Genomic DNA, 18,817 nt, shown 5'->3' on the forward strand with positions numbered 1-18,817 from the left:
ACAGGAGAGATACTGGAAACAGGGAGCTGGCGGGTTAACAGCAGGCAGAAGCGGAGGTTGACGGTGGCGGCACAGACTTTGGTTATGGAGGCAGTAGAGCGGCTGGGCCTGCGGGTTACGTTGGGAGACATCGCCTCCACCACAGGCCTGGCCTTAGAGGAGGCCAAGCAAGAGTTGCTGCAGTTGGCCCAAAAGGCAGGGGGGCATCTTCAGGTTTCGCGGCAGGGAGAGATCGCCTACGTTTTCCCGCCCGACTTTCGCAGCATTCTCCAGCGCAAGGAGCAACAGGATCAGCTGGCAGCCCTGCGGCGCCGGCTTTGGGGAGGGTTTCTCTACGGCCTGCGCATTTCCTTTGGCATCCTGCTGGTAGTGTCAATTGTCCTCATTACTCTGGCCCTGATGGCTCTGCAGAGCAGTAGGAGCAGCCGTGAGGAGGATAGCCGCAGCCGCTCGGGAGGGGTGGAGCTCTTCTACGTTCCCGACCTGTGGGTAGGCAATCCCTTCTGGAGTCCCTGCGGGGGCTATTCTGGTCTGGCGCAACCCCGACAGGAAAAGGCGGAGATGAACTTTCTCGAGGCGGTCTACAGCTTCCTGTTTGGCGACGGGGATCCCAATGCCAACCTGGAAGAAGAACGCTATGCCCTCATCGGCCAGCTCATCCGCGCCAATGGGGGAGTCATTGCCGCCGAGCAGGTGTTGCCCTACCTGGATGTGGAGCCGGGATCCCCCGCCCTGGAGTACGAAGACTACATGCTGCCCATTTTGCTCAAGTTTGACGGCCAGCCGGAGGTAAGCGAGGAGGGAGATATCGTCTATCGCTTTCCAGAGCTGCAGGTAACGGCCGCCGAAGGCCCACGGCAGCGGTTTCCCGAGGTGTTGCAAGAAAAACCTTGGGTGTTTAGCCGCGCCACCCCTGGGCAGCTGGCCCTAGCCGCCGGCTTGGGTGTGCTCAATTTCTTCTTGGCGGCCATTCTCTATGGGGCGCGGGAGGAGGTGGCCGCTGCCGCTGGGAGCAATGCCTTTTTGGCGGTTATCTACCCGCTGATTGGATTCCTCTTCCTCTACGGCACGCTGTTTTTGGCAGTGCCCACGGTGCGTTGGTTGACCTTGCAATTCCGCAACCAGGGAGTGGAGCGCCGCAATCGCATTCGGCGGTTTTGGCAAGAGCAACTACAGCGTCCCTCGGAGGTGCTGCGGCGCAAGCTCGACTTTGCCCGCCGCTTCCGCCGCCAGGAGGTGGTGCAGGAAGCGGACACCATCTACTCCACCGACCGGGATCTCATCGAGCAGCGGGACTACCGCTTGGACGAGCCGGCCTTCCGTCAGCTTGTGCAGCAAGAACAGGCCCTGGAAGCCGAGTCAAAGAGCTAGGGAGGGGTTAGCCTGCGCCCACGAGTCATGTCCACTGTCGGCAGCCAACGAGGGATCCCGACCCGCCTGGGGATCGATGTGGGAGGCACTTTTACCGATCTAGTGCTGCTGCAGGAGGGCCAGATCCGGACGGCCAAGGTCCTCTCCACCCCTAGCCCGGAAGAGGGGGTCTTCGCTGCCCTGGACAAGCTGGGCCCAGTTGAGGTGGACGTGTTCTGCCATGGCATGACCGTGGCCACCAACGCCCTCCTGGAGCGCAAGGGATCCCCCACTCTCTTTTTGACCACGGCGGGCTTTCGGGATGTGCTGGCCATTGGCCGCCAAAACCGTCCTTCCCTTTACGACCTCACCCAGCCCAAGCCAGAGCCGGTGGTGCCCCGCCACCACTGCCTGGAGGTGAAGGAGCGCTGCAGCGCCAGTGGCGTGGTCGAGCCGCTAACTGAGGAGGAGATCCAGCGTGTAGTCCGGGAAGTGGGGGAGCGGGTACAGCGGGATGGAATCCGCGCCGTGGGGGTGGGGTTTCTGTTTTCTTTCCTCTACCCAGAGCATGAGCAGCGCTTGGGGGCGGCTTTGCGACAGGCCTTTCCCAGCTTGCATGTTTCCCTCTCCTGCGAGGTGGCGCCAGAGTTTCGGGAATACGAGCGCTTCAGCACCACGGCCATTGATGCCTACCTTAGCCCAGCGCTGGCGGGCTACCTCCACCGCTTGGCCCAGGGCTGCCGGCAGCGAGGGATCCCCGAACCCCTGATCATGCAATCCTCCGGCGGCGTCACTTCCCTTGCCCAGGCAGCAGCCCACGCCTCGGTAGCGCTGCTTTCGGGGCCGGCGGGCGGCGTTTACGGAGCGGCCTACCTGGGCCGGCTGAGTGGCTACTCCCATCTGCTTAGCCTGGACATGGGAGGAACCAGCACTGATGTGGCCCTCATTCAGGACGGCATCCCCCAGGTTACCCCGTCAGCGGTAGTGTGCGGCCTGCCGGTGCAGCAGCCCCAGATCGACATCCACACGGTCAGTGCTGGGGGCGGATCCCTGGCCTCCCTGCTACCCGGGGGCGGGCTGCAGGTGGGGCCGGAAAGTGCCGGCTCCAACCCTGGGCCGGCCTGCTACGGTCGGGGGGGAACGGCTCCCACGGTAACCGATGCCAACCTCTGGCTGGGCTACCTGCCGGACGGGGGCTGGCTGGGGGATGCCGTTTGCCTACGGCGAGACTTGGCTGGCCAGGCCCTCAGAACGCTCGCGGAGCCCTTGGGCTTGAGTTTGGAGGAGACGGCCGTTGGCATTCGCACCCTAGCCAATGTGGCCATGGCACGGGCTTTGCGGGTCATCAGCGTGGAGCGAGGCTTGGATCCCGCCCATTTTGCCCTGCTGGCCTTTGGCGGAGCTGGGCCCATGCATGCCTGTGCTTTAGCAGAAGAGCTGGGGATCCGCCGCATCTTGATCCCGGCCTTTGCCGGTGTCCTCTCGGCGCTGGGCATGGCTTTGGCCGATCTGCGGCGGGACTACCGGCGGGCCGTCCTGCAGCCGCTGCGGCAGCTAGAGGGGGAGGGAGAAGGATCCCTTCTGGCTCAGTGGGCTGAGCCCCTCATCCGCCAGGCACAAGCCGACCTGCAAGAGCCGGAGCTCTCCTTGAGTCTGGATCTGCGCTACCGCGGCCAGTCCTTTGAGCTGGAGATCCCGGCCCAGTTGTCGGATCCAGTTTCCCGCCTCGAGCAGCGGTTTCACCAAGCCCACCGCCAGCGCTACGGCTGGCAGGATCCTGACCAAGAGGTGGAGGTGATCCAGTTGCGCCTACGGGCGGTGCAGGCCTTGCCTTGTGTCCCTCTGCAGGCCCCCCCACCCTTGCCGGGGGATCCCCTCCAGGGGAAACGAGAGGCCTGGTTTGGGGGCCGGATGCGGCCGGTGCCCGTCTACAATCGGCGGTACATGGGGGTGGGGTTTCAACTGTGCGGGCCGGCAATTGTGGAGATGCCGGAGGCTACCGTGGTGATTGAAGCCGGTTGGACCGGCAGCATCGACGCCGTAGGCACGCTGGTCTTAAGCTGCGAGTAGAGAGGGCGGACGATGGGATTCGAACCCACGAGTGGAGGAACCACAATCCTCTGCCTTAACCACTTGGCTACGCCCGCCAGGACCCTAATCCAGCTTAGCATGTAGCAAGCGGAACAGAGCCGCAAGGGTTGAAGCGCCCCACCATGTTGCCCAGAGCCGAACTACTGAAGGGAGCGGAGTATCGAGAAACCTTGGCGCGCATCCTAGACCTAGGAGAGCAGGCCCTGAAAACTTGGCAGGTGGTCTACAGCGATTTTCTCTCGCCGCCGGAGATTGCCGCCGTCCAAAGCCGATTGAACAAGCTAGCCGAACTGCAGGTGGTGGCCTGGGGAGGCTATGCCCAGGCAGAGCGCCAGCGCCTGGCCCTGGCTCGCCCCGAGGTTGGTGTGGAGGCACCAGGGATCCCGCTAGCGGCTATTGAAATTCAGGGGAACTTTCTCTTCGACCCAGCTACTCACGGCGACTTTTTAGAAGCCCTTCTGGCAATAGGAATTGCCGGCGAAAAGGTAGGAGACATTCTCGCAGTTGGAGAAGCAGGCGCGCAGGCTATCGTGGTACCTGAACTGGTGGACTATCTCAGCCTCAACCTGAAGCAAGTGCGCAGTGTGCCGGTCAAGGTTAGCTCCATCCCTCTCAACCAATTAAAGGTGCAGCCGCCGCGGGTAAAGTCCATTACCAGTGTGGAAGCCTCTTTGCGCTTGGACGCAGTGGCTTCAGCCGGATTCGGCATCTCCCGCAGCAAAATGGTGGAAGAGATCCAGCGGGGAGAAGTACGAGTCAACTGGAAGCCAGTTACCCAAGCCAGCTACCTCCTTAGCCCTCAGGATTGGATTGCCATCCGCGGTCGGGGTCGGCTGCAAATTGAAGAGGTGGTTGAGACGAAAAAAGGCCGCTTTCGGATCCAAATGAAGCGGTATTTCTAGGAGATCTCTCTGAGAAGAGCTGCCAGCGGCGCCCAGCGGGGATCCCCTGCCGGCGCAGCCGACTCCACCACAATACCTGGGCAATCGGGGCGACAGGGCAACTGGGTGGGCATCTCCAAATGCAGGTACTGGCGCATCAAGTCCTCCACATCCAGCTCACCGTTGGGGGGCAAGCTTTCCAGCAGATCCTCTTCCTCCTTCAGTTCCAGCTCCAGGGGTGGAGGGCCAGAGTTGGGCTCGCGAATGAGAATGATCTCCTCAACATCTAGCTCCAGCCGGTGGTTAAACTGCTGCAAGCAGCGGTGACAAGTGAGAGTCACGATGGTGCGGGCCTGGGCCTTTACCTCAACAAAGTGTCCTCGGTGGCTGACCCGCAGGGATCCCTCCACCGGTGTCAGGCTCTCAAAGCCAGCAAAAAACTGCCGAAACCGTACCTCCTGGGTTTGGCCAGGCAGCTGCCGCAGCTCGGATAGACGAATTGGCTTCAGCATAGCCCCATTTCCCTCCAGACAGTTGGGGTCCCTTAGCTGCGCCCTCACTTACCCCGGCGCGGAGCCCGGCGGATGACCAAGCGGCGATCCGGCTCTTTACCTCGGCTAAAGGTTTCTAGGTCAGCATAGGCAGGGTCTTTGAGGAGCGTGTGGATTTGCCGCCGGTCGGCAGCCGAAAGGTGCTCGGGAAACTCGTACTCCCGACCACTTGCTCTCACTTTCTCCACCGCCGTAGCCACCAAAGCCTTCAACTCCTGCAAGCGGCGCTCTCGATAGCCGTCTAAGTCCAAGATATAGGGTTGTTGCTGGTCTTCTGGCTGGTTGAGGTTGAGAAGGGTGTTGGCCAGATATTGCAAAGCATCCAGCACTACTGGGGTACGCTCTTCGTCAACTTTAGTCTCCTTGGGGACGGGCCCTGGGGGCACTTTGGAAAGCAAGACTTGCTTTTGCACAGGCGTGAGAGAACTGGCCTCAATTTCAATCACCTCGCCCACTACCCGCACTGCTGCCGGTATCCCCATGGCCGATAGCACCTGCTGCAACCACTCTCTAGCCCGTTCTCGCTGCTCGGCGGGAGAAAGCTTAGCTTGGAAAGGAGCAGCGGTCTCTTCAAACTGCGGGTGGGATTTCTTAGCGGCGGCTCCCCTTGGGGAACCTGTAGAAGACTCAGGGTGGCTCATCCCAACAGCTTCCAACTGCTGAAAGACTATCAACCAGTTAACTGCAAGCCCACCCACCCAGCGGCCAGAGGACTGCTTAGGGCTCAAAGGGCAAAGATTCCCGAGCTCCCCCAGCGGCTTTGGGTTTTACTGCTCGGTCTACCTCCTTACTAACCTGGGCAGCACGGCGCCGTTCCTCTTCCACCAACTGCTGCAGGCTCTCTGGCAAAGGCTCTCGCGAGAGCAAGAAGGTCTGCAGCGTCTGGAAAATGCTGGAGACGAGGATATAGAGCAAAACCCCAGCCGGCAAGGGGAAAAATAGAAACATCGCCGAAAACAGCACCGGGGTAATGCGGGCCATCGAGCTCTGGCTGGGATCCTCCTGGCCGGTATTGGTCAGGGCCTGGTTGAGGTAGATGGAAAGGCCAAAGAGGGCGACCATGGCGATGATATCCCAGTGGATGGTTCCATCGGGGTCAAAAGCGCCAACGCGGCCCAGCTTATCAATAAACAGAAAGCCGGTATCTGAGGCCAAGCCTGGAATCGAGACCTGCAGCGCTACTTCCCCCGGCTGCAGGGCCAGCAAGGTGCCATCGGGCTGGAGCTGGACCCGCTCCTCTCCCTTGACAATCCTCCAAGTTGGCTGCAACAGCTTGGGGTCTCCCCCCGCTTCTGTTACCAGTTGCTCGAAGGGTTTGCCCCCTGGCCCTTGCAGCATCCACTGCACCTGCTCCCCTACGGCAACCTTGGTACCCTTAGGCACCACCAGCACCACCGGCTTGTGGACTGAGTCGGCGACGAAGATGTTCTTGCTGGAGCTGACGTAGGGAGTGGGTACCACCTCAGCCGCCACCTCTGCTGGCAAGATCTGCAGGTTGACGTCGTAGGTTACCGCCGCAAAAGGGGATCCCCGCAGCGTGGCAAAGAGCGCAAACAGCACTGGCATTTGAATAAGCAGCGGCAGGCACCCCCCAAGCGGGTTAACCCCTAGTTCGCTGTAGAGTTTGGCCTGGGCCTCGCGCAGCTTTTGCGGGTCGTCGCGGTACCTCTCCTGGATCTCTCGCATCCGCCGCTGCATCACCGGGCTAATGACTTTCATGCGCCGCATGTTGCGGATGGACCCGGCATTGAGGGGGTAGAGGGCAAAGCGGATCACCAATGTCAGAAAGATGATGGCCAGACCATAGCTGGGCACGATCCCGTAGAAAAAATCCAGGATCGGCAGCATGACATTGTTGGAGAGAAATCCGACTCCGAAGTCCATGGGGGGTGGTGGCAAACGTCCGTAACCCATTGTAATGGTTTCCGACCTCCTGACGAGGGCTCTTTCCCCATCCGGCGATGAGCGCTGGTCGAAGTTGCAGCCCCCGCGAGCCCCCCGGCAACCCGTTTTGAGGGGTAGAAACCAGCAAAAAAGAGGGGCAAACCGCCCCTCCCCTCTTTTGCAGCTTCGGCAGAGAGCAGGGAAAAAACGCCTCTTCCCCACCTCCGACTACTTGATCTTAACCGTGGCGCCGGCCTCTTCCAGCTTTTTCTTGATCTCGTTGGCCTCCTCCTTGGAGACTCCCTCCTTAACTGCTTTGGGAGCAGCTTCCACGAGATCCTTGGCATCCTTTAGGCCTAAGCCGGTTAGCTCGCGCACCACCTTAAGAACGGCAATCTTCTTGTCGGCAGGAACAGCCTCGAGAATGACATCAAAAGCCGTTTGCTCCTCTACCGGCTCAGCCGGCGCTGCTGGTGCCGATGCCGCTGCTGCCGCCACGGGAGCAGCCATGACCATGCCGCCTACCGGTGCAGCTGCACTGACGCCAAAGGTCTCTTCAATGGCTTTCACCAGCTCGGCAGCTTCCAACAAAGTCAAGGTCTTCAGCTCTTCCAGGATGCTTTGAACACGCTCTGAAGCCATGGTTGTGTCTCCTTAGGTAACAAGAAGTAGCAGGGTGCAATTGAGCCGTTGGCCCATCGAAGCGGCTACCTTCAGGCCGCCTCCTTGTCGGCAATGGCTCGCACAGCCCGCGCCAGTGAGGCCGGGATCTCGTGGATACCGCGGGCCACCTGGCTAGGCACAGCATTGAGCCCAACCGCCAGTCGGGTGGCTACTAGCTTAAGGCTGCCTGCCACTTGGGCCAGGAGCACCTCCTTAGGCGGCAGGTCAGCAATGGCCTTGGCCTGATCCAAGGTCAGAGACAGCCCCTCAGCGGCAGCACCGCGAAACTCAGTCTTCTTGGTTTGCCGGGCAAAGTCTTGATACGCCTTCAGGGCCGCCGCGATATTGCCCCGGATCAGGATAAAAGCCGTTGGCCCGGACAAGAAAGGCAGGATCCCTGCCCAAGCCTTAAGGTCAGCAACGGCCCGCCGCATCAGGGTATTTTTAACCACCATACAGACGGCGTCTGCTTTGCGCAGCTCCGCCCGCAGCTGGTTCATCTCAGCAACGGTTAGACCTTTGTAGTCGATGACCAGCACCATTTGGCTAGCTTGCAACAGGGATCGAACCTCATCGACTACCTCTGCTTTCTTTGCTAAGGATTGCTTGCCCACGCGCTCACCTCCTCGATTGTCTGTAATGTGGTTGCCACTGCAAAAGGAATGCGCCCCAGCCTCCGCCGAGACGCATTTGGGCAAGCATAAGCTTCGGGAATTTTTCCCACTCCACCCAAGCCTCGGCAGGAGATTAAGCCACTTGGCGCCTGCTGTCTTCGGCTCTCTATTTCAACTGTGGAAAGGTTTCCCGTTTGGCTCCCTCCCTGGCCAAAATTTGCCCTAGTCAACTTACCTTATTACGCCAGACCTAGGCAACCAACTTTAACTCCCGCAGGGCATTAACGTCAACTTCAATGGAAGGACCCATCGTAGCACAAATATGCATAGTTCGCCAGTACTTGCCCTTTGCCCCAGGGGGACGGTTGCGGTCAATCGACTCCTGCACCGCCTTTAGGTTTTCCAGCAGCGCCTCAACCGGAAACTGACACTTGCCGAAGATTAAATGGACAATGCCAGTTTTGTCCGCCCGGTACTCCAGCTTGCCGGCCTTGAACTCCTTAATTGCCTGGGCCAGATCCATGGTAACCGTTCCCCCCTTGGGAGAGGGCATCAGGCCGCGCGGCCCCAACAGGCGCCCCAGCTTGGCCACCTGGGGCATCACATCGGGAGTGGCAATCAGCAGGTCGAAGTCGATCACGCCCTTGCTGATTTCCTCGATGAGATCCTCAAACCCCACTCGGTCGGCCCCAGCATTCTGGGCTTCCACCACCTTTTCGCCGCGGGCAATTACCGCTACTCGAATTTCTTGCCCGGTGCCGCGCGGCAAAACCACCGTAGAGCGCAGCTGCTGGTCAGCATATTTGGGATCGATCCCCAGGCGAATGTGAACCTCAGCCGCCTCGTCAAATTTGGCAGTGGCTGTCTCCTTCATGAGGGCAATGGCTTCTGCGGGGGGATAGGGGATGGGCTTGATCTTCTCCCGCAAAGCCTGCATGCGTTTGGACAGTTTTCGAGCCATAACTTCTCCTCGGGGTTCTGGCGAGAACTTCTCTCCCCCAAAACGACAAACAAGCTGGGCTAGCAGAGCCCTAGTCAACTATCGTCACTCCCATGCTCCGGGCAGTGCCGGCAATGATTCTCATCGCCGCCTCCACATCGTTGGTATTCAAATCTGGCAGCTTCTGCTCGGCAATCTGGCGGAGTTGGGCGCGGGTCAGGGATCCCACCTTGACTTTGTGGGGCTCGCTGGAGCCTGACTCAATGCCAAGGGCTTTCTTGATCAGCACCGAGGCTGGCGGCGTCTTGAGGACAAAGGTGAAGCTGCGATCGTCGTAGATGGAGATCTCGACCGGCACCACCATGCCCGCCTGATCCGCCGTTCTGGCATTGTACTCCTTGCAAAAGGCCATGATGTTGACCCCATGCTGACCCAAGGCGGGGCCAATGGGGGGGGCGGGGGTGGCTTTGCCCGCCTGGATGGCCAGCTTGACTACTGCCACCAGTTTCTTAGCCATGCGACGCAGTTACACCTCTTTTCGCACTTGACCAAGCTCTAATTCTACCGGAGTATCCCGCCCAAAAATTGAGATCAAAGCCTTGAGCTTGCCCCGTTCTGGGCTGACATCCACCACCTCGCCGTAGAACCCCTGGAAGGGGCCAGACAGCACCTCAATGCGATCCCCAGGGGCCAGGTTAATCTTGAGGGGCACCGCCTCCACCTCAGCGGTGCTGAAGATGCGCTGAACTTCGCTGGGACTGAGGGGCCGCGGTGTCACATGCCCCCGACCGCGACCATAGGGTCGTCTCTGTTCCGTGCCAACGAAGTTGATGACATTGGGAGTGGTTTTCACCACCCGCCACGTGTCGTCGTTGAGATCCATGCGCACGAGCACATAGCCGGGGAAAATCTTTTCCTCTTGCTCCTGGCGCTTGCCGGATCGATCCAGCTTGAAGCCCACCCGCTTTGGGATCACCACTTCGACGATTTGATCGGCCACATCCAGGGCTGCTGCCCGCTGCAGGAGAGTGCTTTTAACTTTGTTTTCGCAGCCAGCAGCTACCTGAACGGCGTACCAGCGCAAGTTGCGCTGGCTTTGACCTTCCCCTTCTTCCGCCGTCGTTTCTGTTTCCGCAGCTTCTAGGGGCTCAACGTAGTCTCTGCGGCGTCTCCGCCGCTGCTCTAACCCTGGGCTCATACTTCACCTCCTCTCCCCTCCCCTGCCTAAAGCTACGAGAACAGTTGAGTGGCTACCCAGCCAAACAGCTGGTCAACCAGGTAAATAAATGAGGCGAAGGCCAGCACTATTAGCAAAACGCCAATGGATTCGCTAACCAATTGTCGACGGCTTGGCCAGGCAATTTTGGCCAGTTCGGCCCGCGTCTCTTGGAGGAAGCCCGAGATCCCCTTGGACTCGGTGGAACTGTCCTTGGAGTGACCCCGCCTAGCGGGATCCAGGTGCTGCTCCCTATCGGTTTTGCTGGAGGGGGTACTCTTAACCACGGCAGTATCTCCTAGGGGATCCCGAAAACCTGGCGCTATTGCTTAGCGCCCACAAGAATAGCCTTGCGATCCTAACACAGGTTAGGTTGAGGAGGGGAGCTAAGTTAGCGAGCAAGAGGGGTTTTGGATCTCCCTGCTCCCGGCGAAAACAGCAAGGGGCGACGGCGGGATTGGTTAAACTGCTCCACTGCGGCATCGATGGCCGCCCGGCTGTCCCAGCGGGAGGTGGCCCTCTGGCGGGAGAGGAGTTCAGCAGCCCGGAAGAGATCGCTCATATCAAGGCTGGAGCCGTTGAACAGCGGGGTTCTGCCGTCGCGATAAATGGCCTCGTTGCCACTTCCAGTTTGGGCAGTTTGGGCTAGAGCAAGCCCCGGACTAGCCAGGATCCCTACCAGCAGCAGCCCCAGAATCCTAGCCCCATGGTCAGCAAGGCTGAGAAGGGAGTTGAGACAGTTCACGCGCATCTTGTTTCTCCACCTCAGTGCGCTGCTCGGCCAGGCCTTCAGCCAACAACTGTTGTTCTTCGGGGGTGAGGGGACGTTTGGCCAGCAGATCCGGCCGTCGTTGCCAGGTGCGTACTAACTGCTGCTGCAGACGCCATCGGGCAATGGCCTCGTGGTTACCTGAAAGAAGCACCTGGGGCACCTTGTACCCCAGAAACTCGGCTGGGCGGGTGTACTGAGGATAGTCGAGCAGACCCTCCTCAAAGCTCTCCTTCTTCAAAGAGTCTACCTTACCAACCGTGCCAGGCAAGAGACGGATCACGCCGTAGATCAAGGCCAGTGCCGGGATCTCCCCCCCTGTTAACACAAAATCCCCCAGCGACACCTCGCGAGTGGCTAGATACTGGCAGATCCGCTCGTCAAAACCTTCGTACTGGCCGCAGAGCAGGATGAGCTGGGCCTTTTGGGCCAGCTCCCGCAGCAGGGCTTGGTTTAGGGGTTGTCCCTGGGGCGTGAGCAAGATGATCTCGCGGGGATCCAGGCAAGGCAGGGAGGCGACAGCAGCAAAAAAGGGCTCTGGCTTGAGCACCATGCCTACCCCGCCCCCATAGGGCTCATCGTCGACCCGGCGGTGCTTATCGGCGGCAAAGTCGCGCGGGTTGGTGAGATGAACCTCGGCGATCCCTTGCCGTAGGGCTTTGCCCACTAAGCCAATGCGCAAGGGCGATTCAAAAAACTCTGGGAAAAGGGTAACAACGTCAAACCGCACGGGCGTTGGGATCAAGCAGAAAGGCCAGCATCCGAGCAGGGTTCCGTGCGCAACCGCTCTAGCTCCAGGCGCAAGGACTCAATCTGGTGGATCAGCTCCATCAGTTCGCCCATTTCTTCTTTGGAGATGGTGGCGGTTGGGGAGCCGCTCTGGGGGGCCGGTGTTTGGCTCTCTACGGCTGGGCCAGGAGCCTTGGTGGCTTCATGGCGGAGGCTTTTAAGGTAGCGAACAGCCTCTTGCTCAATCTGCTCTCCTTTTTGCTCCAGCTCTGCAGCCAGCGCCGCCCAGTCGCCAGAAAGACGGCCGAAACTTTCGGCGCGCTTCTGGGGATCCTCCAGGAGCTCCACCAGGGCAGTGGCTGTGCCGTAAAAGAAGTGGCGTGCCCGCGTAAACCAGTCTGAGGAGCGAGAACTCATGGCGGCAGCATGCTAGATAGAGCCAGGGGATCTCCAGTCTATCCCAGCCCTTTGGAGCTGCGCTGACAACTGCTGGCTTCCAAGCTGCCACTTACTTTTGGGCAAGACTCGAAAAGGAATCAATCGACGGCGCGAATCTCGCCGCTGTTGAGGCGCTCCACAATCATTTCCAGCAGTTCGTGTTCTTCCGGTGAGACCTGGGAATCGGCGGTAACTGCCTGGAGGATTTCTTGTTGCTCGGCGCGGGTGAGGATCTTGTCCTGCAAAGCCCGGTCGATGAGTTCTTTTAGCTTGGATGACTCCACAGTGCTTCTCCTTGCCCTAGAGGTAGGGGCCAAGGGCGGTAGACTAGACGGTGCTTCTCCTCTCAGTATAGAAGTGAAGTCCCAAACCCAGATGCAGCCCGTAGGGGTAATCGGCGGGGGGCAGTTGGCGCAGATGTTGGCTTTGGCGGCCCGCTCCTTGGGGATTCCGCTGATTGTGCAGGCGACTGCCCCCACCGATCCGGCAGTGGCGGTGGCCGATGGGGTAGTTTGGGGCGCTGTAACCGACACCCAGGCTACAGCGCAGCTATTGCAGCGCTGCCCAGTGGTAACTTTTGAAAACGAGTTCATCCTGCTGCCGGAGCTAAAAAGGCTGGATCCGGAAGAATCCCGCTTTTGCCCTCGCCTTAGCACCCTGGAGCCGTTGCTAGACAAGTTGCGCCAGCGGCAGTTTCTGGCAGAGCTGGGGTTGCCGGTGCCGTCTTTTTGGCCGGCAGAGACGGCAGATCTATCTAGCCTGAGCTTTCCCTTGGTGCTCAAGCGGCGGCGGCAGGGCTACGACGGAAAGGGCACCCGCATCTTGCCCGATCGCGCGGCTTTGCAACAGACCCTTGCCGAGTACAGGGGGATCCCGCTGCTTGTGGAAGAGTGGATCCCCTTTGAGCGGGAGCTGGCAGTGATGGTGGCGCGGGGGCTGACGGGGGAGATCCGGGTCTACCCCGTCGTGGAGACTGTTCAGGTTAACCAAATCTGTCGCCACGTCCTCGTGCCCGCCCGCATCCCCCCAACGGTCGAGGCCGAGATCCGGGACTTGGCAGTTAAGGTGATGGAAAAGCTAGAAGCGGTTGGGGTGTTCGGCATCGAGTTGTTCTGGGTGCCGCCGCCTCATCCCAAGGCTGGGATCTGGATCAACGAGATCTCGCCGCGGGTTCACAACTCCGGCCACTACACCCTAGAAGCCTGCTACACCTCGCAATTTGAGCAACATCTGCGGGCCATCCTTGGCCTTCCCTTGGGGGATCCCTCCCTCAAGTGTGGGGGGGCGGTGATGGTCAACCTCTTGGGCTACGAGCACTCCACCAGCGACTATGCCGAGAAGCGGCAGCGCCTGGCGGAGATCCCCAATGCCACCGTGCATTGGTACCACAAGACCCCCGCCCGCCCCGGGCGCAAGCTGGGCCATGTTACCGTCTGTCTGCCAACTGCCCCTTCGCCGCAGCAGGCAGCGGCCCTTGTCCACACCCTCGAATCCCTCTGGTATCCGCAGTCATGAGCCAAGCGCCCACCTTTTCTCCAGCCCTCCAAGCCCTGAGGCGGCCATGCAGCGGTAGCCCAGTATCTTGACCCCCAGGAGCGCTCCGCGGTGTTGAGAGGGATCGACTGCAAGCTCCAGCTCTTTGGGCAGTTGTGGCTGGCTGAGTTCTGCAAAGGGCGAGACTAAGCTCCATGGGCTACCGGCTGCAGGTGCTTGACATTGCCGCCCTGCCCCAGTTGCTAGAGCTGGATCGCCGCTGTTATGGCGGGCACTGGGGAGAACAGGGCTACCGGGCCGAGCTGGAACGACCCACCAGCCTGGTGATTGGGGCTGTGGCAGAACCTGAAGGCGCTTGCGGATCCCTGCTTTCCTCGCCAGGGACGCTGGTGGGCTTTGGCATCCTCTGGCGCATCGAAGAAGAAGCCCACATCATCTCGTTGGCGGTGGATCCTGCCCATCGGCGGCGTGGTTTGGGTCGAAGGATCCTGGAGGAGCTGTTGAGCCAAGCCAGGGCAGCAGGCTGTCGCTGGGCCACGTTGGAGGTGAGGGCTTCTAACCAGGCCGCCATCCGCCTCTATGAATCGGCAGGGTTTCAATTGCTGGGACGCCGCAGGGGCTATTACAACGGAGAGGATGGGCTGGTGTATTGGAAAAAACCAATTTAAGTGAGGAGAAGCAAAGGGTTCTAAAGCAAAAGTTTTCCTCTATACGCCTGAACCTTGAACTTTTGCCCTGGAGCTTTGGTTAACCATCGGCATCCTGGGAATGGATGTAAAGCTTTGTTGCAAGACTCAGCGTTTCTGCTTGACGCTTGAGGCTTTCTCCCAGGCCAGCTTGCCCAAAGAAGGGCTTCAGGCTAACCTACTCTTTTGAACATCTCATGCTGTGAGGGTAATCATGGAAACCCCTGCAAACGACCTTCGCAATGAAGCCGTCTCTTTTGTTGTCAATCTTCGGGCTAGAGTCATTGATTTCATGCCCAATCTACTGGCGGCGATTGCCATTCTAGTTCTGGGTTGGATCGTGGCCACGGTGGTGGCTTTCGGCGTTCGGGGGCTGCTCAAACGGACGCAGCTTGATAGCCGCTTGGCCACCTGGATTATGGGCCAGAGGCCCGGCGAGAGGCCGCCGCAAACTGAGCGCTGGGTGGCTGCTGCTGTTTACTGGATTATCCTCGCTTTTGTGTTGGTAGCGGTGCTGAATGCTCTCCAGCTTCAGGCTGTCTCCGATCCGCTCAACAAGTTTTTGGGAGAGATTTTCGCCTATCTGCCGCGGCTGGGCGGGGCGCTGGTGCTGCTAGGGGTGGGCTGGGCGGTGGCCACCGTTGCCCGGCTGGCAGTTATCCAAGGGCTGCGGCGCTTTAACTTGGATGAGCGGCTGGCTCAAGCCCTCCAACCAGAGGCGGCTGCGGAAGGAACTGCTGCCAAGCCGGAGGGAGGCGCTGAGGTCGCTCCCTTTCTCTTGAATGAAGCTCTAGGCGACGCCCTCTACTGGCTGATCTTCTTGTTCTTCTTATCGCTCATCCTGGACACGCTGAACCTGCGGGGGCCGCTGCAGCCAGTGCAAAACCTGCTGGATCAAATCCTGTCGATGGTACTCCGCATTTTGGGAGCGCTCATCATCGGTGTGTTGGGCTGGTTGCTAGCTCGCATCGTGCGTGGGATCGTTTCCAATTTGTTGGTGGCAGCGGGAGCTAACCGCTTGGGGGCACGCTTTGGCATTCCCCAGCTGGACCAAACGGTGGGCACAGTGGCCTACGTCTTGGTGTTGATCCCGGCAGTGATTGCCGCCCTCAAGGCCCTGGAAATCCGGGCCATCTCCGATCCAGCGGTGGCGATGCTGGAGCAGGTGTTGCGGGCCATCCCCCGGATTGCAGGATCTGCTCTCATCCTGGCCGTGTTCTACTGGCTGGGGCAGTTTTTGGCTGGCTTGGTGACCCAGTTGCTGCAGGCAATCGGTTTCGACCGCTTGGCTGCCGGCCTTGGTTTGCCCTCGGCCCCTGCTCCTGAAGCTCCCGCCGCCGAAGGGGATCCCTCAACCTTGGTGAAGCGGCGCACTCCCTCTGAGATTGCCGGCTTGGTGGTCTGGGTGGGCGTGGTCTTGTTCGGGGCAGTGCCAGCCGCGGAGCTGCTGCAGTTTGCTGCTTTGACCGACATCGTGGAGGGGCTGTTGGTCATTTCCGGGCGGGTGCTCATCGGCGCCTTAGTGTTTGGGATCGGTCTTTACCTATCCAATTTGGCCCATTCCATGATTAAGAGCCTCGGCAACCCCTCCTCAGGAGTGCTGGCCCAGGCGGCGCGGGTGGCCATTTTGGTTTTCGTTGGCGCCATGGCCTTGCAGCAGATGGGCGTAGCCACCGATATTGTGGTGCTGGCCTTTGGCCTGGTGCTGGGCGCCATTGCTGTGGCTGTGGCTTTGGCTTTTGGCTTGGGAGGTCGCGACGTGGCTGCCGAGCAGATCCGGCAGTGGCTCAAGCGGGAGTGAGAGCCTCGCTGGGTGAGCCTCTAATAAAATTGCCCCGCCTGGCATATGGGCGGGGTTATTCCTTCGACTCTGGGCCAACCTAAACTGGCTCTGGAACTTTGGCCTCTTCTGCCGCTGTTTCTTGCACTACAATCTTGCCCCGGAACACCACGTAGTTGTAGATGTTGTAGGACAAGATCACCGGAATCAAAAAGCCAATAAAGGTGAGCATAAACACCAGCGAACTGGGAGAAGCTGCCGCCTCGTAGATGGTGACGCTGGGAGGAATGATGTTGGGGAAAATCATGAACCCCAAGCCGATAAAAGAAAGGGCAAAAATGAGAAAGGTGTAAACCAAAGGGCTATTTTCTTCTCGGCGGCGCAAGCTGCGCAGCAACAGAGCCACCAACAAAAGCCCCAAAAGGGGGATTGCAGCAAAGACATAAAAAGAGGCGGCGAGAAAAGCTGGGAGCGCGCCTGCTCCGACATAATGGGGATGCTGATGGTAATAAACACTGCCCCCAGCAAAGTTGTCCACGTGGCGATGGTGGCCGTCCTGTAATAGGTTTTCTGGATTTCCCCCGTGGTTTTCACAATCAAGTAAGCAGAGCCGATCAAAACATACCCCTGGATCAGGGTAAGAGCCACCAGCACCGTGCGCCAGGTCAGCCAGTCCCAGGGGCTGCCGGCAAAGTGGCCGGCTTCGTCCACCCGGATCCCTTCGAAGACGCTGCCCAAGGCAAACCCCTGGCCCAAGGCTGCCAAAAAGCTGCCCACTCCGAAGGCGAGGTTCCAGACCAGCTTGTTGTTGGCGTTCTCCCGAAACTCGAAAGAGACAGCCCGCAAGATCAGGCCCACCACCATGATCACTAGCGGAATGTAGAGGGCATTGAGGATGGTGGCGTAGGCGAGGGGAAAGGCTCCAAATAGGGATCCCCCCATGAGTACCAGCCACGTCTCGTTGGCATCCCAAACATTGCCCAAGCTGGTCATGAGAATGCTGCGGCGCGTCTCGCTGGAAGCCGTCAGGGAAAGGATGCCAACCCCCAAGTCAAATCCATCGAGCAGAACATAGAGAAAGAAGAATAGACCGAGGATAAAAAACCAGACTTGAGGCAGAAACTGCTGTAAAGGCTCGAAAGATTCCATGGCCCTTCCCTCCGCTTTAGGTATTCCTAGCCAGGCCAGTTCGAGACAGTTCCAACTGCGATGTCGCCTGAGCACTGGCACTACCGAGCTTCTGCCGGACGGCGATCCGGCTCGTGGCGAGCAGGCTCGATCGCGATCACCGGCTGGGTTGCTGGAACGGGGGCAGGCAGCTCCAGGTTAGGCCCTTTGCGGATGATGCGGCTGCCGAAGTAAAGAGCGGCCACGAAAAACACGGTGTACAAAGCAGTTAGGCCGACCAAGGAAAACAGCACCTCTCCCGGTGGCAGCGGGGAAGCCGCTTCTGCGGTGCGCAGTTGCCCGTACACAATCCAGGGCTGCCGGCCAACACAGCGGACAATCCAACCAGCCTCGACGGCAATGTAGCCCAACGGGCCCGCGAAGACCCAAGCCCACATCAGCCACTTCTGCTGGGAAAGGGCCTCCGCCGACAGTTTGCCCCTCAACCACTGGATCAAGGTAGCCCCCACGAGCCCGGCCATAAAGAAGCCAATGGCCACCATCGTCCTAAAGGAGTAGTAGATGAGGCCAATCATGTGAGGACGATTTTGGGGATCCCAAGCTTTCAGGCCCTGCACCGGTCGATCCAGCCTGGGCTTGAACTCGAGCAGGTAGCCCAGCGCGCCGGGGATCCTCACCTCCCACTCGTTGCGCTCCTCACGCTCATTGGGCAAGGCAAACAGGCTCCAGTCCGCCCTCTCGCCGGCGGGGAGCGTCTCCCACTGGGCCTCCATAGCCGCCAGCTTGGCCGGTTGATAGCGATACACTTGCTCCGCGCTCAAGTGGCCAATAAACACCTGCAGAGGGGCCACCACCAGCGCCATCACCAGGACCACTTTGAAGGAGCGGGAAAAAAACTCACTGTGCCGCCGCTTGAGAATGTACCAGGCGCTGATGCCACCGATGACAAACAAAGAGGTTTCCAAAGTGGCAAAAAACATGTGCAGAAAGCTATTGACCATGAAGGGGTTTACAATAGCTTGCAGGTAGTCCCGCACCACAAATTTCCCATCGACGAACACGCCACCTGCCGGCGTCTGCAGCCAAGAGTTGGCCGTCAGGATCCAAAAGGTGGAGAGGTTGGCACCGAAGGCCACTAAGATTGTCGAGATCCAGTGAATTACTGGCGGCACCCGCTCCCAGCCAAACAGCATGATCCCCAGGAAGCTGGCCTCCAGCATAAAGGCCATCGTGCCCTCAAATCCTAGGATGGTTCCAAAGAAGTCGCCCACCGCCTCAGAAAAAGGGGCCCAGTTCATGCCAAACTGAAAGGCCATCGGCAAGCCTGAGGCCACGCCAAGGCCAAAGTTTAACACATAGATCTTTGACCAGAAGCGAGCGTGGCGATAGTAATCTAGATTGCGAGTTTTCAGCCAAAGTCCCTCAATGACAACAAGATAGATGGACATTCCTGTTGTTAAAACCGGCCATAGCATATGAAACATGGCCGTGAGGGCAAACTGTAGTCGAGAAAGGGTGACGGTGTCTAGAAACATAATTTTCCCTAAGCTTGGAGGGTTGTAATGAGTACAGCTTTACAACTTTAGGAGATCTATTTTCCGCT

General features: G+C 59.4%; 20 protein-coding genes, 1 tRNA gene, 1 pseudogene and 1 other annotated feature. Of the genes and pseudogenes, 6 read left to right on the top strand and 16 right to left on the bottom strand.

The window, feature by feature from the left end; genetic code table 11:
* Nucleotides 1-63: 63 nt before the first annotated feature.
* Entirely contained in the window at nucleotides 64-1,371 is a 1,308-nt protein-coding gene (locus NW808_RS06970) for a hypothetical protein (protein WP_414420734.1), read from the top strand.
* A gap of 27 nt (nucleotides 1,372-1,398) precedes the next feature.
* Nucleotides 1,399-3,420, top strand: coding sequence for a hydantoinase/oxoprolinase family protein (locus tag NW808_RS06975; RefSeq protein WP_414420735.1), 2,022 nt, complete (start codon nucleotides 1,399-1,401; stop codon nucleotides 3,418-3,420).
* Between the two features lie 4 nt (nucleotides 3,421-3,424).
* Here the strand turns inward: NW808_RS06975 and NW808_RS06980 are convergent.
* A tRNA-His gene (locus NW808_RS06980) sits at nucleotides 3,425-3,497 on the bottom strand.
* A gap of 66 nt (nucleotides 3,498-3,563) precedes the next feature.
* Here NW808_RS06980 and NW808_RS06985 point away from each other — a divergent pair.
* Nucleotides 3,564-4,343: a photosystem II S4 domain protein gene (locus tag NW808_RS06985; RefSeq protein WP_414420736.1), complete on the top strand. Its 780-nt coding sequence runs from the start codon at nucleotides 3,564-3,566 to the stop codon at nucleotides 4,341-4,343.
* On the opposite strand, the gene NW808_RS06990 is transcribed toward NW808_RS06985, so the two are convergent.
* From NW808_RS06990 to NW808_RS07050, 13 genes are all read right to left on the bottom strand, one after another.
* Nucleotides 4,340-4,834, bottom strand: a complete 495-nt coding sequence (locus NW808_RS06990; RefSeq protein WP_414420737.1) for a YceD family protein — start codon at nucleotides 4,832-4,834, stop codon at nucleotides 4,340-4,342. The genes NW808_RS06985 and NW808_RS06990 overlap by 4 nt on opposite strands.
* A 44-nt stretch (nucleotides 4,835-4,878) precedes the next feature.
* On the bottom strand, nucleotides 4,879-5,514 hold the full coding sequence (locus NW808_RS06995) for a protein jag (protein WP_414420738.1): 636 nt from the start codon (nucleotides 5,512-5,514) through the stop codon (nucleotides 4,879-4,881).
* Nucleotides 5,515-5,590: 76 nt separating this feature from the next.
* The gene (gene yidC, locus NW808_RS07000) at nucleotides 5,591-6,757 is read right to left on the bottom strand and encodes a membrane protein insertase YidC (protein WP_414420739.1); all 1,167 of its coding nucleotides are present in this window, start codon (nucleotides 6,755-6,757) and stop codon (nucleotides 5,591-5,593) included.
* A 228-nt stretch (nucleotides 6,758-6,985) separates the two neighbouring features.
* Nucleotides 6,986-7,399 carry a 50S ribosomal protein L7/L12 gene (gene rplL, locus NW808_RS07005; protein WP_414420740.1) on the bottom strand — a complete coding sequence of 138 codons (414 nt, stop codon included), beginning with the start codon at nucleotides 7,397-7,399 and terminating at the stop codon, nucleotides 6,986-6,988.
* Between the two features lie 71 nt (nucleotides 7,400-7,470).
* Nucleotides 7,471-8,034, bottom strand: coding sequence for a 50S ribosomal protein L10 (gene rplJ / locus NW808_RS07010; RefSeq protein ID WP_414396493.1), 564 nt, complete (start codon nucleotides 8,032-8,034; stop codon nucleotides 7,471-7,473).
* Nucleotides 8,035-8,069: 35 nt separating this feature from the next.
* Nucleotides 8,070-8,214 (bottom strand) — a sequence feature (ribosomal protein L10 leader region).
* A gap of 70 nt (nucleotides 8,215-8,284) precedes the next feature.
* Nucleotides 8,285-8,995, bottom strand: a complete 711-nt coding sequence (rplA, locus tag NW808_RS07015; RefSeq protein ID WP_414396491.1) for a 50S ribosomal protein L1 — start codon at nucleotides 8,993-8,995, stop codon at nucleotides 8,285-8,287.
* 70 nt (nucleotides 8,996-9,065) lie between these two features.
* Nucleotides 9,066-9,491 carry a 50S ribosomal protein L11 gene (rplK, locus tag NW808_RS07020; RefSeq protein ID WP_414396490.1) on the bottom strand — a complete coding sequence of 142 codons (426 nt, stop codon included), beginning with the start codon at nucleotides 9,489-9,491 and terminating at the stop codon, nucleotides 9,066-9,068.
* Nucleotides 9,492-9,500: 9 nt separating this feature from the next.
* A complete protein-coding gene (gene nusG, locus NW808_RS07025; protein ID WP_414405870.1) occupies nucleotides 9,501-10,172 on the bottom strand; it encodes a transcription termination/antitermination protein NusG in 672 nt (223 codons plus the stop codon).
* A gap of 32 nt (nucleotides 10,173-10,204) precedes the next feature.
* Nucleotides 10,205-10,477, bottom strand: a complete 273-nt coding sequence (gene secE, locus NW808_RS07030) for a preprotein translocase subunit SecE (RefSeq protein ID WP_414396486.1) — start codon at nucleotides 10,475-10,477, stop codon at nucleotides 10,205-10,207.
* Nucleotides 10,478-10,581: 104 nt separating this feature from the next.
* Nucleotides 10,582-10,941, bottom strand: coding sequence for a hypothetical protein (locus NW808_RS07035; RefSeq protein WP_414420741.1), 360 nt, complete (start codon nucleotides 10,939-10,941; stop codon nucleotides 10,582-10,584).
* Complete coding sequence (gene trmD, locus NW808_RS07040; RefSeq protein ID WP_414396481.1) at nucleotides 10,901-11,689, bottom strand: tRNA (guanosine(37)-N1)-methyltransferase TrmD; 789 nt, start codon at nucleotides 11,687-11,689, stop codon at nucleotides 10,901-10,903. The genes NW808_RS07035 and trmD overlap by 41 nt, the downstream gene beginning before the upstream one ends.
* An 11-nt stretch (nucleotides 11,690-11,700) precedes the next feature.
* Nucleotides 11,701-12,105, bottom strand: coding sequence for a hypothetical protein (locus tag NW808_RS07045; protein ID WP_414405873.1), 405 nt, complete (start codon nucleotides 12,103-12,105; stop codon nucleotides 11,701-11,703).
* A gap of 119 nt (nucleotides 12,106-12,224) precedes the next feature.
* Nucleotides 12,225-12,410: a hypothetical protein gene (locus tag NW808_RS07050; RefSeq protein ID WP_414409823.1), complete on the bottom strand. Its 186-nt coding sequence runs from the start codon at nucleotides 12,408-12,410 to the stop codon at nucleotides 12,225-12,227.
* 91 nt (nucleotides 12,411-12,501) lie between these two features.
* Between NW808_RS07050 and NW808_RS07055 the strand changes: the two genes are divergently transcribed.
* From NW808_RS07055 to NW808_RS07065, 3 genes are all read left to right on the top strand, one after another.
* Entirely contained in the window at nucleotides 12,502-13,641 is a 1,140-nt protein-coding gene (locus tag NW808_RS07055; RefSeq protein WP_414420833.1) for a 5-(carboxyamino)imidazole ribonucleotide synthase, read from the top strand.
* Nucleotides 13,642-13,790: 149 nt separating this feature from the next.
* Nucleotides 13,791-14,288: a ribosomal protein S18-alanine N-acetyltransferase gene (gene rimI / locus NW808_RS07060; RefSeq protein WP_414409863.1), complete on the top strand. Its 498-nt coding sequence runs from the start codon at nucleotides 13,791-13,793 to the stop codon at nucleotides 14,286-14,288.
* Nucleotides 14,289-14,520: 232 nt separating this feature from the next.
* A complete protein-coding gene (locus tag NW808_RS07065; protein ID WP_414420742.1) occupies nucleotides 14,521-16,107 on the top strand; it encodes a mechanosensitive ion channel in 1,587 nt (528 codons plus the stop codon).
* 79 nt (nucleotides 16,108-16,186) lie between these two features.
* Here the strand turns inward: NW808_RS07065 and cydB are convergent.
* Together cydB and NW808_RS07075 are read right to left on the bottom strand one after the other, a co-directional pair.
* Nucleotides 16,187-17,235, bottom strand: a pseudogene (gene cydB / locus NW808_RS07070) (cytochrome d ubiquinol oxidase subunit II).
* Between the two features lie 80 nt (nucleotides 17,236-17,315).
* Complete coding sequence (locus NW808_RS07075) at nucleotides 17,316-18,749, bottom strand: cytochrome ubiquinol oxidase subunit I (RefSeq protein WP_414420743.1); 1,434 nt, start codon at nucleotides 18,747-18,749, stop codon at nucleotides 17,316-17,318.
* Nucleotides 18,750-18,817 lie beyond the last annotated feature (68 nt).

This window comes from Synechococcus sp. W70.1 (assembly GCF_047461515.1).
In the GTDB taxonomy this organism is placed as follows: Bacteria; Cyanobacteriota; Cyanobacteriia; order Thermostichales; family Thermostichaceae; genus Thermostichus.